Genomic DNA, 20,398 nt, shown 5'->3' on the forward strand with positions numbered 1-20,398 from the left:
CAGGAAGGCATGCTAATTAAAGATTTCATTAATCGCTAATACAAGGGTTCTATTTTTATTTGAGACCGGGTCTGTAAGATAGTTTCGTGGAGATAAAAGTTAGCATTGCAATATACTTAGCCGAGAGTTACCTATTCTGGTTAAAGATGCTCACTAACCAAACACGAATAGCAGGTAACCCTCATGATCCACATTGGAAATTAGTCTCTCGTCGACTCGGTACGGAGGCGATTTTTCTTACTCATGTTGTTCACTCACATTTTCATCCCGCCATCAATTTCTAAAACCCGCCCTGTGACAAAATCATTTTCCAGCACGAATTGAATGGTTGAGGCTATCTCTTGAGCATACCCTAAACGCCCTACGGGAATCATCGAGACCAAGCGCTCCATTGCTTGCGGTTTGATTTGATCAGTCATCGCTGTCTTAATAACACCAGGAGCTATCGCTACCGAACGGATCCCATAGCGCCCTAACTCTTTTGCCCACACTGATGCCATAGTGGCCACCGCCGCTTTAGACGCAGAATAATTGGTCTGTCCGATATTACCTGCTCGCGCGACACTAGATATATTGATCACTACACCTTTACTATCCGTGTTAAGCATCACTTTGACCGCTTCACGACCACAAAGAAATGTGCCCGTCACATTCACGTCCATGACCGATTGAAACTGCTCAAGGGACATGGAAGTCAGATCACCCTCTTTTAATCGAACAAACATGCCATCACGCATAATACCCGCGTTATTGACCACACCATTGAGCTGATTAAAGTCCGTCTCGATTTGAGTAAACGCGCCTACCACCTGAGTTTCGTCTGTAACATTCGCTTGGTAAGTTCGCACTGTCACATCGTACTGCTGGCATTTTTGCTTCGTTTCAGCCAACGGCTCCTGATTTAAATCGATGAGCGCAAGATTGACGCCACGCTTAGCTAAGGACAGCGCAATCTCTCTTCCTAATCCCTGCCCGGCACCTGTAATTGCGATAACTTTATTATCTAACTCCATAAGCGCCCCTTAACGGTTTGATTGCTTCTGATAAAACTCAAACAGACTCGAGAAGTCCTTTTCTCCATTGCCATGCGCGGTATGAAGATTAAATAAATTGCGCGCCACGCTGCCCATTGGGGTAGAAGATTGACTTGCCACTGCGGCTTCCATTGCTAAGCCGAGATCTTTTGCCATCAGTTGGCTCATGAAACCGCCTTGGTAGTCTTTGCTCGCTGGTGCATTTTCCATTACTCCCGGGCAAGGGTTGTAGAGCTCCAACGCCCAGTTACGTCCTGAGCTTTGCAACATAATGTCAGATAACACTTTCGGGTCTAAGCCATTGTCGATGCCCAAGTTGAGCGCTTCACACGTTCCGCTCATTAAGATACCTAACATCATGTTATTGCAGATTTTAGCCACTTGGCCCGCACCAGCTTCTCCCGCATGGAAGATATTCTTACCCATGTGTTGCAAGATATTTTTAGCTTCGGCAAAACTCTCCTCGCTCCCACCGACGATAAAGGTTAGCGTTCCCGCAGCTGCTCCAGCAACGCCGCCTGATACGGGCGCATCAACAAAAGATAACCCTTTTGCGCTGGCTTGAGCGGCGACTTGACGCGCAGTCCCGGGATCAATAGTGGATGAATCAATTAATAATGTTCCCGGGTTTACGCTGTTCAGCACCCCATCTTCAGCGAGATAGACACTTTGCACATGTGTACCTGCTGGTAACATAGTAACAACAACACTGGCACCCGATACTGCTTGAGTTAAAGAATCTGCACTGGTGGCACCTAAGGCCGTCAGTTCCGCAACCGCATTGGGGTTTAAATCAAAGACTTCGACGCTTAAACCCGCGCTTAACAGGTTTTTGGCCATCGGTGCGCCCATGTTTCCTAAGCCGATAAATGTAATCTTGCTCATGCTATTTCCTTATAAAATTGCGCTAACACTTTTCGCGACGACCAATGAATCCTCTGCCAGAGGATATTCGCTCGAATCTAAAGGCGAGAAGAAACGTGTCAGCTCTTGAGTGGTTACTTGATAAACATCGCTATGCATCCAATGCGGTTGATGAGTTTTATCGATCAATAGTGCTCTAACGCCTTCACGGAAGTCCCCTTCTAACCCACAACGAAGAGTTAGACCGAACTCCATTTCAAAACACTCCTTGAGGGTAAGTTGGTGATATTGCGTTAACTGCTGGTAGCATAAATGGAGCGACAATGGACTGGCATAAGCCGTAGTTTTCTTAGCGTTTGATAACCATTTATCATCGCTGTCTAACTGTGCAATCGACTCAACCATTTGCGGTAACGATCCTTGGCAGGTCGTTTCAATCAAATCAGCGTGAGCTAATAACAACCCTTGTTCATCAGGGCTTTGATGATGAGCGTTTAAAACTTGGTTGATAGCAACATCCACATCTTGGCTGTTTTGCCACTCGATTTGTGCAAGTTGATCAAGGACACCCTGTTTCTCACTCGCATTAACCACCCACTCACTCAGCCCTAAGCCTTGCATGTCAGTGGCATTCACTTGGCAGGCAGTAAGCGCAATAAATAGAGCGTAATGCTGGGGAATTTGGCTAAGGAAATAGGTTCCGCCAACATCAGGGTACAAGCCAATCTTAACCTCTGGCATGGCGAATCGGATATTTGCATCAACGACTCGATGGCTTGCCCCCATAAATAATCCAACGCCACCACCCATTAGGTAGCCGTGTCCCCATGCGATGATCGGTTTACGGTAAGTATGAATTAAAAAGTCACAACGATATTCTAGGCGAAAGAAATCAGCTGTGTTCTGAAATGCACTCTCAAAATCATTTTCTTTATTTTCCAGTACCCGATACATCGCCTGAACATCACCGCCAGCGCAAAACGCCCTCTCACCGTGACCGTGTAACATTACTGCCACGACATTGTCGTCCTCTTGCCATAACAGCAATTGATGATAAAGCTGCTCTATCATGTGATGAGTGAGCGCATTCAGCGAAGTGGGATTATCCAGCTCCGCGATCGCAATGATCGAACCATCACTACAAGTTTGATAAGAGAAGTTGACCTTACCTGTCATAGTATCTCCTTTAACTGTTTGTCCAGTTTGCCGCACGTTTTTGCAAGAATGCGTTAACGCCCTCTCGCTGATCATTGGTATTAAACAGCTGCATAAAGAGCTCTCGCTCTAACACTAATCCTGCAGCGTGAGTTGCAGTGCGGCGATTTTGAATCAGGGTTTTGCACGCAGAGACAGAACTTGGCGATTGCCCTGCAACGCGCTTGGCTAAAGTCATCGCTTTATTTAGCGCCTCTCCAGATTCTACTACTTCTTCAACTAAACCAATCCGTTCCGCTCTTTCAGCACCGACTCGCTCACCACATAAAATCATGCGTTTTGCCCAGCCTTCACCGACGAGCGCAGTCAGGTTTTGTGTCCCCCCTGCGCATGGCAGCAAACCAACGGATGCTTCCGGCAAAGCCATCTGCGCTTGTTGCTCAGCGATGCGGATATCACACGCCAATGCCACTTCTAAACCGCCGCCCATTGCATAGCCATTAATGGCGGCTATCGTGACACCATCAAACGCCGACAGCGCTTCAAATGCTTCACCAAATGCATACGCCATATCTAATGCCTCGCCTTTGTCTCCGGAAGCAAAGGTGTTTAAATCTGCGCCCGCAGAAAAAAACTTCTCCCCTTCACCGGTTATCACTAGTGCATAGATAGAGCGATCGAGGCTAAGCTCAACGGCCAATTGTTTTAACTGTTTAAGAGAGTCCAATGTCCAGGTATTGGCTGGCGGGTTACAAATCGTCACCTTGGCAATATGGTTGACTCTTTCTAGCTTTAACTGTTCTGTCATTATCGAATCCTTATGCTGACTTATAGCAGCTCAACGCCTTCCGTGAGTAAGCGTCTTGCAACGATTAAACGCATGATTTCATTGGTGCCTTCGAGGATCTGATGAACGCGGACATCTCGAAAATGCCTCTCAACCGGATACTCTTTGATGTAACCGTAGCCGCCGTGAATCTGCAATGCTTGGTCACAAACCTGAAAACCCACGTCGGTGGCAAAACGCTTCGCCATTGCACAATACGCCGCTTTTTCTACATGCCCAGCATCCAGTTTAGCCGCAGCCAAGCGCACCATTTGACGCGCCGCAACCAAATCGGTGGTCATATCCGCCAATTTAAATTGCAGTGCTTGAAATTGAGCCAGAGTTCGACCAAATTGCTTGCGTTCATTCATATACTGCTTGGCTTCATTCAACGCTTGCTGCGCTGTACCTACCGAGCAGGTCGCGATATTGATCCGCCCACCATCTAACCCTTGCATGGCAAATTTAAAGCCTTCACCTTCTTCACCTAACAAGTAGTCCGCTGGGATACGGACATTTTCAAACGTAATCATGCGCGTTGGTTGGCAATTCCACCCCATCTTGGCTTCTTTCTTACCGTAGCTAACCCCGACACTATTGGCCGGAACGATAAACGCAGAAATGCCCCCCGCGCCTTCCCCACATGAACGCGCCATTACCACCAGCACCTCGGTATCTCCTGCACCAGAGATGAACACTTTCGAGCCGTTCAAAACAAACTCATCACCCTCTCGAACGGCACTCGTGGTTAATGAAGCGGCATCAGAACCTGCGTTTGGCTCAGTTAGGCAATAGGATGCCAACTGCTCACCTGTCACAAGCTGCTCGCTAAACTTCGCGGCAACGTCTGGCTTAGCAAATGAGGTAATCATCCAAGTCGCCATGTTGTGTATGGTCATAAAGGCCGTCGTCGCGGTGCACCCCATCGCAAGGTGCTCAAAAATAATCGCAGCGTCTAACCGAGAAAGGCCTAAACCACCATGTTCTTCCTCGGTATAAATACTAAGAAAACCTAACTCACCGGCTTGGCGCAGAATTTCTTTAGGAAAATAGGCGCTCTCATCCCACTCTGCCGCGTTTGGCGCCAACATTTGCTCTGCGAATTGCTTCGCCGCTTCGGCAAATGCCACCTGGTCTTCGTTTAACTCAAAATCCATCTTGAAACCTCGACTTAGTTGTCGCTATTGTATGGTAAGCCAGACGTTTCTCTGCTCGCCTGACTTACCTTAAGAACACTATTTCAGTTGAATCGTCATGTTTGGACCGCTTGGGATGTCATCATCAAACCAACGTGCCGTGACGGTTTTGGTTTCGGTAAAGAAGCGTACCGCCTGCTTACCATAGGCATGGAGGTCGCCGTAGAAACTGCCTTTCCAGCCAGTAAATGAAAAGAATGGTAGCGGTACTGGAATAGGAACGTTAATCCCAACATTGCCCACTTCGATATTATGTTGATACTTACGCGCAGCTGCACCATTGGCAGTAAAAATTGATGTACCGTTACCAAATGGGCTGGCATTAATCAGGCTGATTGCCTCATCGAGATCGTCAACTTCCATCGTAAGTAGTACCGGACCAAAAATCTCTTCCGTGTAAATAGACATATCGGTGGTCACATTGGTAAACAGAGTCGGCCCTACCCAGTTGCCATTAGGATGTCCAGCGACCTGGCAGTTTGAGCCATCCAGCACACAGTTGGCTCCGGCTGCTTTACCCTCATTAATCAAATTAACGACTCGTTGCTTCGCTTGTGGACTGATAAGTGGTCCATAACCCGCGAGTTCATCATCCCATGCGCCCGGCTGCACTTGCGCTAACGCCTCCTTAAGCTCTGGAATCCACTCTTTTGTTTCACCAACAAACACCGCCACAGAGATCGCCATACAACGTTGACCCGCAGCGCCAACAGAGGCTCCGACCAAATTATTAATCACTTGTTGCTTGTTGGCATCAGGCATGATCACCATATGATTTTTTGCCCCAGCAAATGACTGAACGCGCTTGAGATTGTCAGTGCCAGTTTTATAGATGTACTCACCAACAGAAACCGAGCCAACAAATGAAATCGTACGAACTCGAGGGTCAGTAAGAATATGGTCAACTTGCTCTTTCTTGCCATGAACAATTTGCAACACACCTTTAGGCGCGCCCGCTTTTTCAAATAGTTCAGCCAGCAACATTGCGGTTAAAGGCACCTGCTCGGAAGGTTTCAAAACAAAGGTGTTACCGCAGGCAATCGCCATTGGGAACATCCATAACGGTATCATGGCCGGAAAGTTAAATGGTGTAATACCAGCACAAACCCCAAGCGGTTGCACATAGGAGTAACCATCAATACCCGTTGCCACATTTTCGACCGTTTCGCCCATCATAGAGCTGCAGATGTTCGCCGCTTGTTCAACAACTTCAATTCCGCGCCACACATCCCCTTTCGCGTCAGGTAATGTTTTACCCGTTTCACTGGATAAAAGAATCGCGATATTGTCATGATTCTCCTTAAGGATATGCTGATAGCGCAGCATCAAGCGTGCGCGCTCTGGTGCTGCAACTTCTTTCCACGTTCTAAATACTTCCTCAGCACTAGCAATCGCGGCATTCATCTCAGCTTCCGTTGCACACGGCACTTGAGCAATCACTTCATTGTTAGCAGGGTTGGTCACATCAACCCACTGCTCTGTTTGCGAGTTTGCAAACTCACCGCCGATATACTGTTTCACTTTTTCTGTCATGCTGACGTCCTTGTATCTATCAAGTTATCACTGGAGACTGACCTGCTTGCACACAATGGTTTTTACACAATAGCTTTTGCACAAAGGCATAAACATCGTGGCTTACACGTACAGTTTTCCTGTTTAGTAAAAGCCGATTAGCAGATCTCAATGGCAATTGCCGTTGCTTCACCGCCACCAATACATAAAGAAGCGATGCCTCGCTTACCACCGGTCTGCTTGAGAGCATGTATTAAGCTGACCAAAATTCGGTTGCCACTTGCACCAATTGGGTGACCCAACGCACACGCACCACCGCGAATGTTTACTTTCGCATCGTCAAGCTCAAGCGTTTTCACTGCGTATTGAGTAACCACGGCAAATGCCTCGTTAATCTCCCACAGATCCACATCTGATTTAGTCCAATTAAGCTTATCTAGTAACTTTTCAATCGCAAATACAGGAGCAATCGTGAATTCTTCTGGCACCCTTGCATGAGTCGCGTGGGCTAAAACTCTCGCTAATGGTTGCAGATTGTGGTGTTTACCATATTCACTACTCACCAAAACCATTGCCGATGCACCATCGGAAATGGAACTGGAATTCGCCGCGGTGACCGACCCGTCTTTGGCAAACGCGGGTCTTAAGGTAGGAATTTTTGTCTCATCTAACTGATGGGGTTGCTGGTCATCTTCACAAGTCACGTTAGTTCGTTTTTGTTTGATGGTGACGGGTGTAATTTCCGCTTTAAATAAGCCTTGTTCGATCGCTTGCTTAGCTCGATGTAACGACTGCGTTGCCCACGCATCCATACTTTCACGGCTAAATTGAAAACGCTGCGCTGTTTGCTCAGCAAAGACACCCATCAACTCTCCTTGATAAGCATCTTGTAATCCATCGTAAAACATATGATCGATAACCTGATCATGCCCAAGACGAAAGCCCTCACGTGCATTCGGTAATAAATAAGGAGAAGCCGACATATTCTCCATACCGCCAGCCACGACAGCATTAGCACTGCCCGCTTGAATCAAATCATGCGCCAACATGACGGTTTTCATCCCTGAACCACAGACCTTGTTTAACGTTGTACATCCCACACTTTGCGGTATCTCAGCTTTCAAACTCGCTTGACGCGCCGGCGCTTGTCCAACTCCAGCAGGCAGTACACACCCCATATAAACTTCATCGATAGCATCGGCTGGAACTTGACTTTGTACTAGAGCAGCACGTATGGCGTTAGCGCCTAGCTCAGTAACATCAGTATGAGCAAACTGACCTTGGAATGCGCCGATTGGCGTTCTCTTCGCTCCAACAATCCATGTTTGATGATTCATTTCATTAACCTTTTGTTGACGTTCACGTAATAACTATACTAACATTTACGTTAACGTCAAGTTATGAGGTTATTGTCTATTCGTTTGACGATGTGGATTGCAATAAAAGGCTGTAATTTCAAGGCTCCCGAGATACTGCAATTTATTTACTTTAACGTTAACGAGTTGTATATTCTTATGAAAGGTTATACGAAAGTCGCAAGGGTTAAGGGATGAATACATTTAAGATCAGTGAGCTTGCTAAAGAGTTTGATATTACAACCCGCAGTATCCGTTTTTACGAAGATTTGGGTTTGATTACTCCTCAACGTAAAGGCAGTACGCGAATTTACAATGGTCGCGACCGAATCAGACTAAAACTGATTCTGCGTGGAAAACGCTTAGGCTTTTCACTCGCAGACATCAAAGAGTTATTTGAACTCTACGATACCGATCAAAGTACTGAGCAGTTAACTTACATGATCAGGCTTATCGAAGAGAAAAAGGCGACATTGCAACAACAAGCAAATGACATCAACGCGGTAATGATGGAGCTCAATGCGGCGAAGTTGCGATGTGAAAACACACTTAAATCGATGAAAGGTGATAGCGTCATCTAACCACAGAACTTGGGGATGTAGGTGGCGCAATTGGCAAGGATAAGCAATGAAATCGACCTACTCTTCCCTAAATTTCGTCTACGACGAAAATACCGATTTGCTCCGCGAGCAGATTAATAGCTTTGCAGCCAGCGAAATCGCACCGCTTGCACAATCTATAGACCAATCTAACGAATTCCCCAGCCATCTTTGGTCTAAAATGGGTGATATGGGCTTACTAGGCGTGACCATCGACGAACAGTTCGGTGGTGCAGGCATGGGCTACTTAGCGCACGTCATCGCCATGGAAGAAATTAGCCGAGCATCTGCCTCTGTGGGCTTAAGTTATGGTGCCCACTCAAACCTTTGTGTCAATCAAATCCACCGCAACGGCACACAAGCACAAAAAGAGAAGTATCTACCAAAGCTGGTGTCTGGTGAGCATGTTGGTGCACTCGCCATGAGTGAACCGGGCGCAGGTTCAGACGTCGTCGCGATGCAACTCAAAGCTGAGCGCAAAGGCGATCATTTCATTCTCAATGGCAACAAAATGTGGATCACCAATGGTCCTGATGCCCACACTTATGTGGTGTATGCCAAAACCGATCCTACTGCGGACGCTAAAGGCATCACCGCATTCATTATTGAGCGTGGCTTCCCCGGCTTTTCTCAAGCGCAGAAGCTCGACAAATTAGGCATGCGCGGCTCGAACACTTGCGAACTGGTGTTTGAGAATTGCGAAGTGCCAGTAGAGAACATCCTTGGAGAAGAAAACCACGGCGTCAAAGTGTTGATGAGCGGTTTGGATTATGAACGTGTCGTACTCGCAGGTGGTCCACTTGGTATCATGCAGGCGTGTATGGATATTGTGGTGCCATATATCCATGACCGTAAGCAATTTGGCAAATCCATTGGTGAATTCCAACTGGTTCAAGCCAAAGTCGCCGATATGTATACTCAAATGAATGCCGCCAAAGCCTATGTTTATGCGGTGGCTTCTGCCTGTGATCGTGGCGAAACCAGCCGAAAAGATGCCGCAGGCGCGATCCTATTTAGCGCAGAACTTGCTACAAAAATGGCACTAGATGCGATTCAGCTACTTGGCGGCAACGGCTATATCAACGAGTTTGATACCGGTCGCCTACTCCGTGATGCCAAGCTGTATGAAATTGGCGCAGGCACCTCGGAAATACGCCGCATGCTTATCGGCCGAGAATTGTTTAACGAAAGTGCCTAGTGCACACCTTTAATACGCAGCTTTTCTGTATCAATAAACGCAGAAAAGCTTGTTCACTTAATGGAGAAGCAGTTCATGGCACACATTATTAGCAAAATAAATTCGCAATCCGAGCAATATCAGCAAAACTACCATTCAATGACGCACTTAGTCGATGAGCTCTACACCGTAGTCAACCAAATTGAAGATGGCGGTGGTGAAACGGCGCGTGAACATCAACGTAAAAAAGGCAAAATCGCAGTTCGCGAGCGTATTCTTGCCCTCCTCGACTCGGGCTCATCTTTCCTAGAAATAGGTCAATTTGCCGCCTGGGATGTCTACCCAGACTATGTGCCCTGTGGCGGTGTCGTGGCAGGAATTGGCGTGATCAATGGCACCGAATGCATGATCGTCGCCAATGACGTCACAGTAAAAGGTGGCAGTTACTACCCGCTAACCGTTAAAAAACACCTTAGAGCACAAGAGATCGCGCTCAAATGTCGATTGCCGTGCGTCTACTTAGTCGACTCTGGCGGCGCTAACCTACCAAGGCAAGATGAAGTCTTCCCCGACAAAGAGCACTTTGGTCGTATTTTCTATAACCAAGCTCGCATGTCTGCGCAAGGAATTGGGCAAATCGCTGTTGTTATGGGGCTATGTACTGCGGGCGGTGCGTATGTTCCCGCGATGTGTGACGTTTCAATCATTGTTAAACAACAAGGCACCATATTCCTCGCGGGACCTCCTCTGGTTAAAGCGGCGACCGGTGAAGAAGTGAGTGCCGAAGAGCTTGGCGGTGCCGATGTCCACTGCAAAACCTCAGGGGTCGCGGACTACAGCGCAGATAACGATCATCACGCCTTGGAGCTGGCACGTCGAGCTGTTGGACAACTCAACGTCCTCAAACCTACCCAGCTTAAACTCAAGCCAGTACTCTCTCCACGTTACCCCGCCGAAGAGCTTTACGGCATTGTGGGTAGCGATCTCAAAAAGCCGTTTGACGTCAAAGAAGTGATTGCTCGTATCGTCGATGCCTCTCAATTCGATGAGTTTAAAGCCCAATTCGGTGAAACGCTGGTCTGTGGTTTTGCGCATATCCATGGCATGCCTATCGGCATTGTCGCCAACAATGGCATTCTATTTTCCGAATCGGCACAAAAAGGCGCTCACTTTATTGAGCTTTGCGCGCAACGAAAAATACCTTTGCTGTTTTTGCAGAACATCACTGGCTTTATGGTGGGACAAAAGTACGAAGCCGAAGGGATTGCCAAGCACGGCGCCAAAATGGTGATGGCGGTCTCTTGCGCCGATGTACCTAAATTTACCGTGATCATTGGTGGCTCATACGGTGCTGGTAACTACGGCATGTGTGGTCGCGCTTATGACCCTACCATGATGTGGATGTGGCCCAATGCTCGCATTTCAGTTATGGGCGGTGACCAAGCAGCCAATGTTATGGCGCAAGTCACGCGAGATATCAAAGCACGTAAGGGAGAAAACTGGAGTGACGAGCAAGAGCAACAGTTCAAACAGCCGATCATCGACCAATACCAAACCCAGAGTCACGCCTATTACGCCAGTGCTCGCTTGTGGGATGACGGCATTATTGATCCGGTCAAAACCCGCGATGTGGTTGGCATAGCATTATCAGCTGCGTTAAATGCACCGATTCCAGAGAGCAAATTCGGTATCTTCCGCATGTAAATAACATATTGATCTTTATCTACTAAAATTAAAAAGACAAAGGTTCAACGTTAATTTTGACACAGGACGTCATATGACAGGACTACTGCTTGAAAAAGACAGCAACGGCGTGGCTTGGTTAACCCTCAATCGCCCTGAAAAGCACAACGCGTTTGATGATGTGCTGATTGCCAATTTAATCACCAAACTGGATGAGTTAAAACAAGACTCATCACTTAACGCGCTGGTTTTAGACGCGAATGGTAAACACTTTTCCGCCGGAGCGGATTTAAACTGGATGAAATCGATGGCGAGTATGTCCGAGCAAGACAACTTGCGTGACGCGCAGCAATTAGCCTTGCTGCTGCATAAACTCGATACCTTCCCCAAGCCTACCATCGTTATTGCCCAAGGGGCGGCATATGGCGGCGCGCTCGGCTTAATTTGCTGCTGCGATATTGCGATAGGCACACCTGATAGCCGCTTTTGTCTCAGTGAAGTCAAGTTAGGGTTACTTCCAGCAACGATTGGTCCTTATGTAATGCGCACCATTGGTCAAAGACAGAGCCGTCGTTACTTTTTAACGGCAGAGGTCATCGATAGTGATACAGCATTAAACTTAGCGATCCTCCACCATCTTTCCTATCAGCCCCATGAACTTGCCAAGAGCATCACACAACAGTTAGCCAACCATGGACCCAATGCTTTATCAGCGGCTAAACAGCTCTGTCTGCATTGTGACAATCAACCTATTGATCAAGCCTTGATTGATCACACCAGCCAAGCGATCGCTTCAGCTCGAGTCTCCAAAGAGGGTCAAGAAGGGCTCAGCGCATTCTTTGCAAAACGTTCACCGGTTTGGAGGTAATATGTTTAAACGAATTTTAATCGCCAACCGTGGTGAAATTGCCTGTCGAGTCATGCGCACAGCAAAAGAAATGGGCATCGAAACCGTTGCGGTTTACTCTGATGCTGACCGCACTAGTCAGCATTGCAAGCAAGCGGATATTGCTGAGTATATTGGCTCATCTCCTGCGAGTGAATCCTACTTAAATATCGATAAGATCATCCAAGTGGCTAAGCAGCATCAAGTGGACGCCATTCACCCCGGTTACGGTTTTCTTTCAGAAAACGCTCAGTTCGCCAAAGCGTGCCAAGAGAATGGGATTGTTTTTATCGGTCCACCTGTTGATGCAATTGACCAAATGGGCTCTAAATCCCAAGCAAAAGCGATTATGGAACAAGCCAAGGTACCATTGGTCCCCGGCTACCACGGTCAAAATAATTCACTCAAGCACCTTACCGAGGAAGCAAACAAAATTGGCTACCCAGTAATGCTCAAAGCAGTCATGGGCGGCGGCGGTAAAGGAATGCGGGTCGTCAACCGCGCAGAAGAAATGCCTTTCGCCATAGAGAGTGCTCAGCGTGAAGCTCAGTCAAGCTTTGGCGACCAACAACTTTTAATTGAAAAGTGCATCGTAAAACCGCGCCATGTTGAAATCCAAGTATTTGCAGATCAACATGGCAATTGCCTCTACTTATCAGACCGCGACTGTTCAATTCAACGTCGCCACCAGAAAGTGGTAGAAGAAGCTCCAGCGCCAGGATTGAGCGATCAACTGCGCCATGCCATGGGTAAAGCCGCTGTACAAGCTGCTAAAGCGATTAATTACGTTGGTGCAGGTACGGTGGAATTCCTGCTCGATAGCAGTGGCGAATTCTACTTTATGGAAATGAACACGCGCTTACAGGTTGAACATCCAGTGACCGAGCTCATTACCGGTGTAGATTTGGTCGAATGGCAGTTGCGAGTAGCATCAGGTGAAGCCCTACCAATTAGGCAACATGACATTGTCCATTCAGGGCACGCAATTGAGCTACGCATTTACGCAGAAGATCCTGCCCGTGACTTTATGCCCTCTACAGGGCAAATCCATTATCTCTCTGAGCCAAGCTTTCTTTCTGACGTGCGTGTAGACAGTGGGATTGTGCAAGGCGATAGTGTCAGCGAATATTATGATCCGATGATCAGCAAGCTGATTGTATTCGGCGATACTCGCACCAGCGCCATTAGACTGCTTAAAGAGGCATTAAGCCACTATCATGTCCTCGGCATCACCACCAATATTGGCTATTTGCACAGCATTATCAGCCAGGATGCTTTTGCTGACGTTGCTTTGGATACTGACTTTCTAATCACCCACCAAGAGTCGATCCAACAACGACAAACCTGCGAGCACGGAATCTTGCTGACTATGGCGACCGTCGCACGCCTAAACCAGCCATGCCAACTTCACCACAAGCTTGGAAAGTCGCTACCTGAACCAAGCCGTGAAGGCTTTCGACTCTCGCAGCAGCAAGTGTCTCGATTCAACTTCACTCATCCAAATGAAAGTAAGCAGATAGAAAATCACCAAACGGTCATTACCCATACTGGTCAAAGAAACAATCACTTCAAAGTGAATGTGCAAGACCAACTGTACCGCGTCACGATTATTGACACGAATATTGACTCGACTATTAAAAATGGCGCGGTCATGACTGTAGAAATCGATGGCGTACGCTACCGCTTTCACGCGCAAGTGACTCCAGATTCGACGGCTGTTTTCTATCAAGGGCAAGCTTATGAATTTACTCATCAGCCTAACTATGAATCGGCTCAAGATAACCAAGAAGAGCTCAACCCAACAGCGCCGCTCAATGGCATTGTCTCTGCCCTTCTGGTGGAGAAAGGCGACCAGGTCGCGCAAGGTGACCCATTGTTAGTAGTAGAAGCAATGAAGATGGAATACACCATCAATGCCACCCAAGCCGCAGTCATTGATGATGTGTTATGTGAGTTGGGCGATCAAGTTCAGCACGGCGCCGTGCTACTGCATCTCTCTACCCCAGATGATGATCCCACACCGGAGGTAAAACATGCTTCCAACCAAAGTTAACATCGTCGAAGTCGGTGCACGTGATGGTCTACAAAATGAACAGTCTGTCACACTAGACGATAAAGTTCGCCTAATCAACCGATTAAGCCACAGCGGACTCAAGCACATCGAAGCCGGATCATTTGTATCACCCAAATGGGTGCCACAGATGGCAGACTCCGCTCTGGTTTTTGCCAACATCCACCAGCAGCCAGGGATCATCTATAGCGCCCTCACCCCGAACCTTGCGGGTTTAGAGCGTGCGATAGAAAGTGACGTGAAACAAGTCGCGGTGTTTGGTTCTGCTTCCGAGTCATTTAGTCAAAAGAACATTAACTGTTCTATCGAGGAAAGCTTAGAGCGCTTTGAACCTGTGATCGCCCTCGCTCAACAACACAAAATTGACGTACGCGGCTATCTCTCTTGCACCATGGTTTGCCCTTATGAGGGCAACATCAAGCCAGAGCAGACCGCTTTAATCGCCAGTAAACTGTTTGATATGGGATGCTATGAAATCTCTCTCGGAGATACGGTCGGCAAAGCAACGCCGAACCGAGTCGAAGCGATGCTTGATGCACTGTTTAAGCAACTGCCAAAAGATGCCTTAGCGGTGCATTTCCATGATACTTACGGACAAGCCTTAGCGAACATATACCAAGCATTGTTGATGGGTATTGGTACTGTAGACAGCGCAGTCGCAGGTTTAGGTGGCTGCCCTTATGCGAAAGGCGCCAGTGGCAACGTGGCAACGGAAGATGTGCTCTATCTTTGTCACAACCTAGGCATTGAAACAGGCGTTGATATCGATGCTATCAACCAAGCTGGCTGGGAGATTTGCCGCGCCCTAGGTAAACAGCCAGTCTCAAAAGTGGCGTTGGCTTTGGGGGAGTCGTAGCACTAAATGAACCAAACCGCTCGAATATTGGTAAATCTATCCCAACAACTGGTTTTTTCTTACGCCAACCCTGATCCTGGCGACATCAAGGTTGGTGTTATTGGCTATCCGTATGATTCCAATCATGCCAATTAGATGTGCCTCATTGAAGCGCCAATGCACTTAACGCCACACTAAAGATGCCAAGTGTATATAGACAACTCTTAGCCAACTATCCTATCTCTTTGTATGCGAGCACATGATTTTCATGTAACTCTCCATCAAGGTCGAAGCTTAAGTTACCAACATGGTAGAACCCTAATTTTCGATAGAAATCGCTCGCTTTCTGGTTATTTACCCAAGTAGATAACCAAAATGAAGCGCCATATTGAGCTTTAATTTCATCGATCAGTTTTCTGCCAATGCCCTGGTGCTGAAAATGCTCAGACACATAGAGTGTTGTGATTTCATATCCATGATTTTCAAGATTAAAGTGTGAAGCCAAATCAACCGCAATGAAGCCCACAAGATGTTCTTCGCGCAGGTAAACCCATATTTGGCAATCAGGGTTGTTTAGTAACTGCTGGAAGTGATGTTCTGTAAATGTCGACAAAGCATAATGAGAAATTTTCGCACGCAACCCTTGGGTTGCGTATGTATTTAGCCAAACCTGCAATGATAAAGCCGCTAAATCAAGGCAATCACTTGGTTTTGCTTTCCTGATCATCTGAATACATCCATTTTATCGTAATAACTCCCTGATATTTTGGTCCTGGTATACATAACGTTAATCTGAAATTGCGCCTGTTTTATCAACTCGAGCATGTAAGACTCGTCCTGATCACCGAAAACAATCTCAAGACTAATCAGGTTTAATTCACTTAAATTACATCTATTACGAGTGTCGCAACAGTGGCAGTAATCCAAACGCCAACAAAGCACAGGTAATAAGTGATAGCAGTGATCCTGTAAGCACCATAACTTTAACCGCAATTTCGCTAATGAATGTTGCCGAAAATCCCGCGCCTGCAATAGGAAGCGCCTTACTTGCTCCGGTTATCGATGCGAGAGTTATTCCCAGCCAAATAAGTGTGAACCCCAAGGTGGAACCATAAGCAACAAAAATCCCTAGTGATGCAGGTAGTTCAACCAACGACCATATCACACCAAAAATCACCAGAGCCATTCCACACTGAACAGCCGTCAAGTGACCAGAAAGAGCCATGCGCGAGTTTTTTACTGCGGGTATTAATGCGCCTTGTATTAAGCCGGCGAGGAATAAAAACACGCCAATAAAGATCAGTTGTGCTCCTAGCTTTGTAAGTTCTATCATGACGTTCCTTATACTTGCTTAACAGGCTTGAGATGAGTAACACCTACCTAATCAATAAACGCAAGCATAATCAATGGCTATTGGTTGCCTGTTTGAAAAGCTGGCTATGAACCGTATTTCAAATAGATACCTTCTTGTCTGAGTTGGGCACGTATATCCAACATCTGTATTTTTGTAGAAATAAGTGAAAACAAATTCCCGATTGCTAATGCGAACATCAAACCTGATCCGTAACCCGGCCACATCGCGGAATCAAGCTCATTAAGACCATTAAACGCGAGGCAAAATAGCCCCATACTCTGAATAGACAAGAGTAACTCTCCGCAACTGAATTTGTATGTGTTAGTCGCATAATCATAGGTAACTTTTACTTTTGAAGACAAGCCACCAAGCTTAATGTACATCCTGCTTTCACCACTTTCATAAGCGATATTATTTAGATCTAGCACTTTCTTGATACGGTCAAGCATGTATTTCTTACTCTTTAAATTGAATAATTTTTTTAGGCTATTATCAAAAGCGAGTAAATTCATAATGTGTAAGGAATTTCACGACAGGTTTCACACCAAAACATAAATCATATTCGTTTAGTTCCAATTTCGACCAATTCTAGAAATAATGGTAGATAACTCGCGCTATACTCATTCACACCCATAGCGATCATTGCCCAAATCACCGAATGTTAGTTTTATAATTAAACAATCGTTATATGCTTGTCATACCATTGATCGACTTTATATAAATCTGTAAATCTTTTGTTTTATAATAAATATAAAGAGCTGAAAGCAAATAAAACAATGGTATAGCACCACAAAAAGTTGCAGTTACAAAATCATTAAACCTAACACTAACAACTATGTTAATTGAAAATATCAAAGCACAAAAAATGTAATTCCAGTACTGCTGTTTTAATTGATAGATGTTATGTGTCTCATTTCGCACTATGAAAACTGGCATCGTCGCCCATGAAAAACGAATGCTTATCCTTTCTCTTTCAACTTTTGCCTTGTAGCCTTTTTCGATCAATGCTTTCAGCAAACTATTCATCATCCTCTCCAATATCCACTCGATGCTTTACAAGTTTGTAAACATCAACCCATCAATCACTACACATTCGCAAACTAAAAATGCCCCACTTGGGTTGTCTGTTTGAAGCTTTTTTATACCGTTACTCTGTACCACCACTATTATCATATCCCACTCCAACATCGGTAAGACTGGATGGAGCCAAATTAGCATCGGAGGTATTAGAACTGACATCCGCTGAATACTGAATAACGCTCTCTACAGAGTATTCACCAGACTCATTGAAGAGTGTTTGATAAAATAGTGGATACAAATCGTCTAATTTCCCACATGAAGACGTTGATTCTAAAGACAAATAGAAGCTTTTATCCGCTAACATTGCGTAGGCTAAATGATAGAGGTGTTTATCCTTATCCTTTTCTTTTTCGACAGCAACCAAAGCCCAATCAATTTCAGAAGCATCATAAGCAGACTTTCGACCGTACTTAACAACGAGCCTTTTGGGTAATTCCTTAGCAAGAAACTTTATCGATGCTTTATTCCTAATTCTTTGAAACATTAAGACTCCTTCTAGATCATCGTACTAAATTAGGCGGTGAGCAACGCTACCAACTAATTAAAACTGGATGCAGTAAACACTTAATAAAATTCAAACCGAAAGTGCCACGCGTTGCGAGTCACTCTTAAACTTTTTGTGATAACACGACTATCGTATGACTTATTCCAAAGACCTGGTTAGCTCCAGTTATTAGTTTAGTTACTTAGAAAAAGTCCCAATTTCAATACCATATAACCTTAGCTCATCTAATAGATTGGCAATTTTCTTATCGTTATATGTTTGGATCTGCGATAGAGAATATGAATCATTAGCCGTATTTATAAATAATTTAGTAATTAAGCCTCCTGAATCCTGTTTGAGCTTAACATTTGTTATTTCATCAAGGCACACGGCAAACAATGTTGCTCTACCACTTTTTAATCCAAGACGACCGTTGTCTAAAAAAATGCATGATTTGGGCTTCATATGTCTGATAATTAGCCATGTTAACGCTAGCGCAATAGCTCCACCAACCCCGTTGAAGTACCAAGCAAAAGCGACACACGATACAATAAAAGCCGCAATAATAGCTCGAAATTTTGGCGAAGCTACTTTTTTAACTTGATAAATTTTCATCACTTTTACCCAAATTTTCTTAAGTGTTATAACGCCTTACCGCAGTTACTGTAACCTCAATAAGCACATCGCCTTCTAACGTAACACCAAGACATGCTCGTTGAGGCCAATGTTCGAAATTGTCACCTAACCACTCACACCAAACGTTATCCATGTGGGGTTTGTCTAGCATATTTGCGATAAACACTTGAGCACTGACAATTTGAGTTTTATTTGAACCCAACTCCTCTAGGTTTTTCTCAATCTTTTCCAGTGTCAGTTTAGTTTGGCCAACAATATCTAATGTTGTATCCGATGACGTCGCCACCGTCCAAACTAAGTCTTTATATGCGGAGGACTTATTTCGACCTAGATAAATGCCTCGCTTCCTTTCAATCATTTTGTTCTCCTTGAACTGCTAACGAATGATATGGATTCCCCTTCCCGAGGAACTGCCACACTTAAGTGGTACACATTTGTACCGGAGGCACCATGTCTGACTACTCTTATTATCGGGGGATTGATTTAGCTAAAAACCACTTCAGCATTCATGCTATTGACCAGTATGGCAAAGTTTTACTTCATAAATCAGTCACTCGCTCTAACCTGCTGACTACAATAGCAAATATGCCACCTATGCGAATAGGTGTCGAAGCGTGTGGTGGTGCACATTATTGGGCGAGAACATTACGCAAACTTGAGAATAATGACAGGGGGGAAGATTCATGTATTATGCCCGTCTTTCTAATAACGCCATCATTTCCTTTTTTAACTCATCCGATAGGCGTTCGAACTGCGCTTCTGCAACCAGATTTTCTTCACACATTAGCATGAGCTGAATAAATGCCTTATTCCGAGAATGACCATCAAAAATAAATTTCATTTGCTTTTCAGATGTTTTGGAATATCGGCACATGAAATGAAATCTTTCCCCTGCCGGTTGCGATTCGTCAGTAATAGTTTCAATAATTTCATTTAGTTGTCTTGCACAATACAACTGAATAGCTTCTTTTTTAATTTCACAAAAAACTTTCCAATCAGACTCTTTGATGCTCATACCGCCTCCATAAAATTTCATTTCTCATCAAAGAGTATAATGCTGTGTTCAGTAACTCATATACTGGGTTACCCGATGAACGTCTAGGGAAACGCCTAGTCTGATCCTATGACAAATCATAGGCAGCGGCGAAACCGCAATAAGAGACCTTTTATATGTGTTTGTCGTAAGTAATGCCTAATGACCGAAATGACAAAGCGAAGTAGATAACTTTGTTGTTCGAACAGCATTGGCTGCTCGCGCAGCCAACCGAATGTTATTGCCTATTGACAGGCAGAAGGCTCATATGTGTTAGTTTACCCTTCGCACAAATCGCACGATTTAATTATATTGACCATTTTGTGCGATAAACTATAATCTTACTGTAATTCCAAATTTGGAGATTGAGTATGCACACACTAACAGCAAATGATGCAAAGCGTAACTTTGGTGAGCTACTTCTAAGCGCCCAACGTGAGCCAGTAAAGATTAGCAAAAACAGTAAAGATGCCGTAGTGGTAATGTCTATCAAAGACTATGAAGAACTAGAGGCAATGAAAACTGATTACCTTAAACATTGTTTCGAGTCAGCTAAACAAGACTTAGCACAAGGCAATGTAGTTGACGGTGGAGATTTCCTAAGCGCCTTGTAACCCA

At 45.4% G+C, this 20,398-nt stretch carries 22 protein-coding genes and 1 pseudogene; 8 read left to right on the forward strand and 15 right to left on the reverse strand.

Annotated features, from left to right (window positions below; genetic code table 11):
• Nucleotides 1–254: 254 nt before the first annotated feature.
• From GZN30_RS18505 to GZN30_RS18535, 7 genes are all read right to left on the reverse strand, one after another.
• Nucleotides 255–1,013: an SDR family oxidoreductase gene (locus tag GZN30_RS18505; protein ID WP_075651143.1), complete on the reverse strand. Its 759-nt coding sequence runs from the start codon at nt 1,011–1,013 to the stop codon at nt 255–257.
• Nucleotides 1,014–1,022: 9 nt separating this feature from the next.
• Complete coding sequence (gene mmsB, locus GZN30_RS18510) at nt 1,023–1,919, reverse strand: 3-hydroxyisobutyrate dehydrogenase (RefSeq protein WP_075651145.1); 897 nt, start codon at nt 1,917–1,919, stop codon at nt 1,023–1,025.
• A 9-nt stretch (nt 1,920–1,928) separates the two neighbouring features.
• The gene (locus tag GZN30_RS18515) at nt 1,929–3,074 is read right to left on the reverse strand and encodes an enoyl-CoA hydratase/isomerase family protein (RefSeq protein ID WP_075651147.1); all 1,146 of its coding nucleotides are present in this window, start codon (nt 3,072–3,074) and stop codon (nt 1,929–1,931) included.
• Between the two features lie 10 nt (nt 3,075–3,084).
• Entirely contained in the window at nt 3,085–3,861 is a 777-nt protein-coding gene (locus tag GZN30_RS18520; protein ID WP_075651149.1) for an enoyl-CoA hydratase, read from the reverse strand.
• Between the two features lie 20 nt (nt 3,862–3,881).
• Complete coding sequence (locus GZN30_RS18525; protein ID WP_075651151.1) at nt 3,882–5,036, reverse strand: acyl-CoA dehydrogenase family protein; 1,155 nt, start codon at nt 5,034–5,036, stop codon at nt 3,882–3,884.
• 78 nt (nt 5,037–5,114) lie between these two features.
• Complete coding sequence (locus GZN30_RS18530) at nt 5,115–6,608, reverse strand: CoA-acylating methylmalonate-semialdehyde dehydrogenase (protein WP_075651153.1); 1,494 nt, start codon at nt 6,606–6,608, stop codon at nt 5,115–5,117.
• A 137-nt stretch (nt 6,609–6,745) separates the two neighbouring features.
• Complete coding sequence (locus GZN30_RS18535; RefSeq protein WP_075651155.1) at nt 6,746–7,924, reverse strand: thiolase family protein; 1,179 nt, start codon at nt 7,922–7,924, stop codon at nt 6,746–6,748.
• Nucleotides 7,925–8,136: 212 nt separating this feature from the next.
• On the opposite strand from GZN30_RS18535, the gene GZN30_RS18540 reads away from it, so the two are divergent.
• The 6 genes from GZN30_RS18540 (at nt 8,137) to GZN30_RS18565 (ending at nt 15,214) form a co-directional block, all read left to right on the forward strand.
• On the forward strand, nt 8,137–8,523 hold the full coding sequence (locus tag GZN30_RS18540; protein WP_075651157.1) for a MerR family transcriptional regulator: 387 nt from the start codon (nt 8,137–8,139) through the stop codon (nt 8,521–8,523).
• A 46-nt stretch (nt 8,524–8,569) separates the two neighbouring features.
• The gene (locus GZN30_RS18545; RefSeq protein WP_075651159.1) at nt 8,570–9,739 is read left to right on the forward strand and encodes an isovaleryl-CoA dehydrogenase; all 1,170 of its coding nucleotides are present in this window, start codon (nt 8,570–8,572) and stop codon (nt 9,737–9,739) included.
• A gap of 75 nt (nt 9,740–9,814) precedes the next feature.
• A complete protein-coding gene (locus tag GZN30_RS18550; protein ID WP_075651161.1) occupies nt 9,815–11,422 on the forward strand; it encodes a carboxyl transferase domain-containing protein in 1,608 nt (535 codons plus the stop codon).
• 73 nt (nt 11,423–11,495) lie between these two features.
• Complete coding sequence (locus GZN30_RS18555) at nt 11,496–12,269, forward strand: enoyl-CoA hydratase-related protein (RefSeq protein WP_075651163.1); 774 nt, start codon at nt 11,496–11,498, stop codon at nt 12,267–12,269.
• A gap of 1 nt (nt 12,270) precedes the next feature.
• Nucleotides 12,271–14,340 (forward strand): acetyl-CoA carboxylase biotin carboxylase subunit, encoded by a 2,070-nt coding sequence (locus tag GZN30_RS18560; protein WP_075651165.1) that lies wholly within the window; start codon nt 12,271–12,273, stop codon nt 14,338–14,340.
• A complete protein-coding gene (locus tag GZN30_RS18565; RefSeq protein ID WP_075651167.1) occupies nt 14,321–15,214 on the forward strand; it encodes a hydroxymethylglutaryl-CoA lyase in 894 nt (297 codons plus the stop codon). Before GZN30_RS18560 ends, GZN30_RS18565 begins: the two co-directional genes overlap by 20 nt.
• A gap of 211 nt (nt 15,215–15,425) precedes the next feature.
• Here GZN30_RS18565 and GZN30_RS18570 read toward each other — a convergent pair whose 3' ends face one another.
• From GZN30_RS18570 to GZN30_RS18600, 7 genes are all read right to left on the reverse strand, one after another.
• Nucleotides 15,426–15,920: a GNAT family N-acetyltransferase gene (locus GZN30_RS18570; RefSeq protein WP_075651169.1), complete on the reverse strand. Its 495-nt coding sequence runs from the start codon at nt 15,918–15,920 to the stop codon at nt 15,426–15,428.
• A gap of 168 nt (nt 15,921–16,088) precedes the next feature.
• A complete protein-coding gene (locus GZN30_RS18575; RefSeq protein ID WP_075651171.1) occupies nt 16,089–16,526 on the reverse strand; it encodes a hydrogenase in 438 nt (145 codons plus the stop codon).
• A gap of 104 nt (nt 16,527–16,630) precedes the next feature.
• Nucleotides 16,631–16,996: a hypothetical protein gene (locus tag GZN30_RS18580; RefSeq protein ID WP_075651173.1), complete on the reverse strand. Its 366-nt coding sequence runs from the start codon at nt 16,994–16,996 to the stop codon at nt 16,631–16,633.
• Between the two features lie 235 nt (nt 16,997–17,231).
• A complete protein-coding gene (locus GZN30_RS18585; protein ID WP_161987116.1) occupies nt 17,232–17,573 on the reverse strand; it encodes a hypothetical protein in 342 nt (113 codons plus the stop codon).
• A 121-nt stretch (nt 17,574–17,694) separates the two neighbouring features.
• A complete protein-coding gene (locus GZN30_RS18590) occupies nt 17,695–18,111 on the reverse strand; it encodes a hypothetical protein (protein ID WP_075647677.1) in 417 nt (138 codons plus the stop codon).
• A 198-nt stretch (nt 18,112–18,309) separates the two neighbouring features.
• Nucleotides 18,310–18,726 (reverse strand): hypothetical protein, encoded by a 417-nt coding sequence (locus GZN30_RS18595; protein ID WP_075647676.1) that lies wholly within the window; start codon nt 18,724–18,726, stop codon nt 18,310–18,312.
• Nucleotides 18,727–18,745: 19 nt separating this feature from the next.
• Nucleotides 18,746–19,105: a RidA family protein gene (locus tag GZN30_RS18600; protein ID WP_075647675.1), complete on the reverse strand. Its 360-nt coding sequence runs from the start codon at nt 19,103–19,105 to the stop codon at nt 18,746–18,748.
• Between the two features lie 92 nt (nt 19,106–19,197).
• Between GZN30_RS18600 and GZN30_RS18605 the strand changes: the two are divergent.
• Nucleotides 19,198–19,461, forward strand: a pseudogene (locus GZN30_RS18605) (IS110 family transposase); the annotation flags it as partial.
• Here GZN30_RS18605 and GZN30_RS18610 read toward each other — a convergent pair.
• Entirely contained in the window at nt 19,436–19,762 is a 327-nt protein-coding gene (locus GZN30_RS18610; RefSeq protein WP_075647674.1) for a hypothetical protein, read from the reverse strand. The pseudogene GZN30_RS18605 and the gene GZN30_RS18610 sit on opposite strands and share 26 nt — an antisense overlap.
• Nucleotides 19,763–20,151: 389 nt before the next feature.
• On the opposite strand from GZN30_RS18610, the gene GZN30_RS18615 reads away from it, so the two are divergent.
• Nucleotides 20,152–20,394, forward strand: a complete 243-nt coding sequence (locus GZN30_RS18615; RefSeq protein ID WP_075647673.1) for a type II toxin-antitoxin system Phd/YefM family antitoxin — start codon at nt 20,152–20,154, stop codon at nt 20,392–20,394.
• Nucleotides 20,395–20,398: the final 4 nt, after the last annotated feature.

This window comes from Vibrio ponticus, from assembly GCF_009938225.1.
Taxonomy (GTDB): Bacteria; Pseudomonadota; Gammaproteobacteria; order Enterobacterales; family Vibrionaceae; genus Vibrio; species Vibrio ponticus.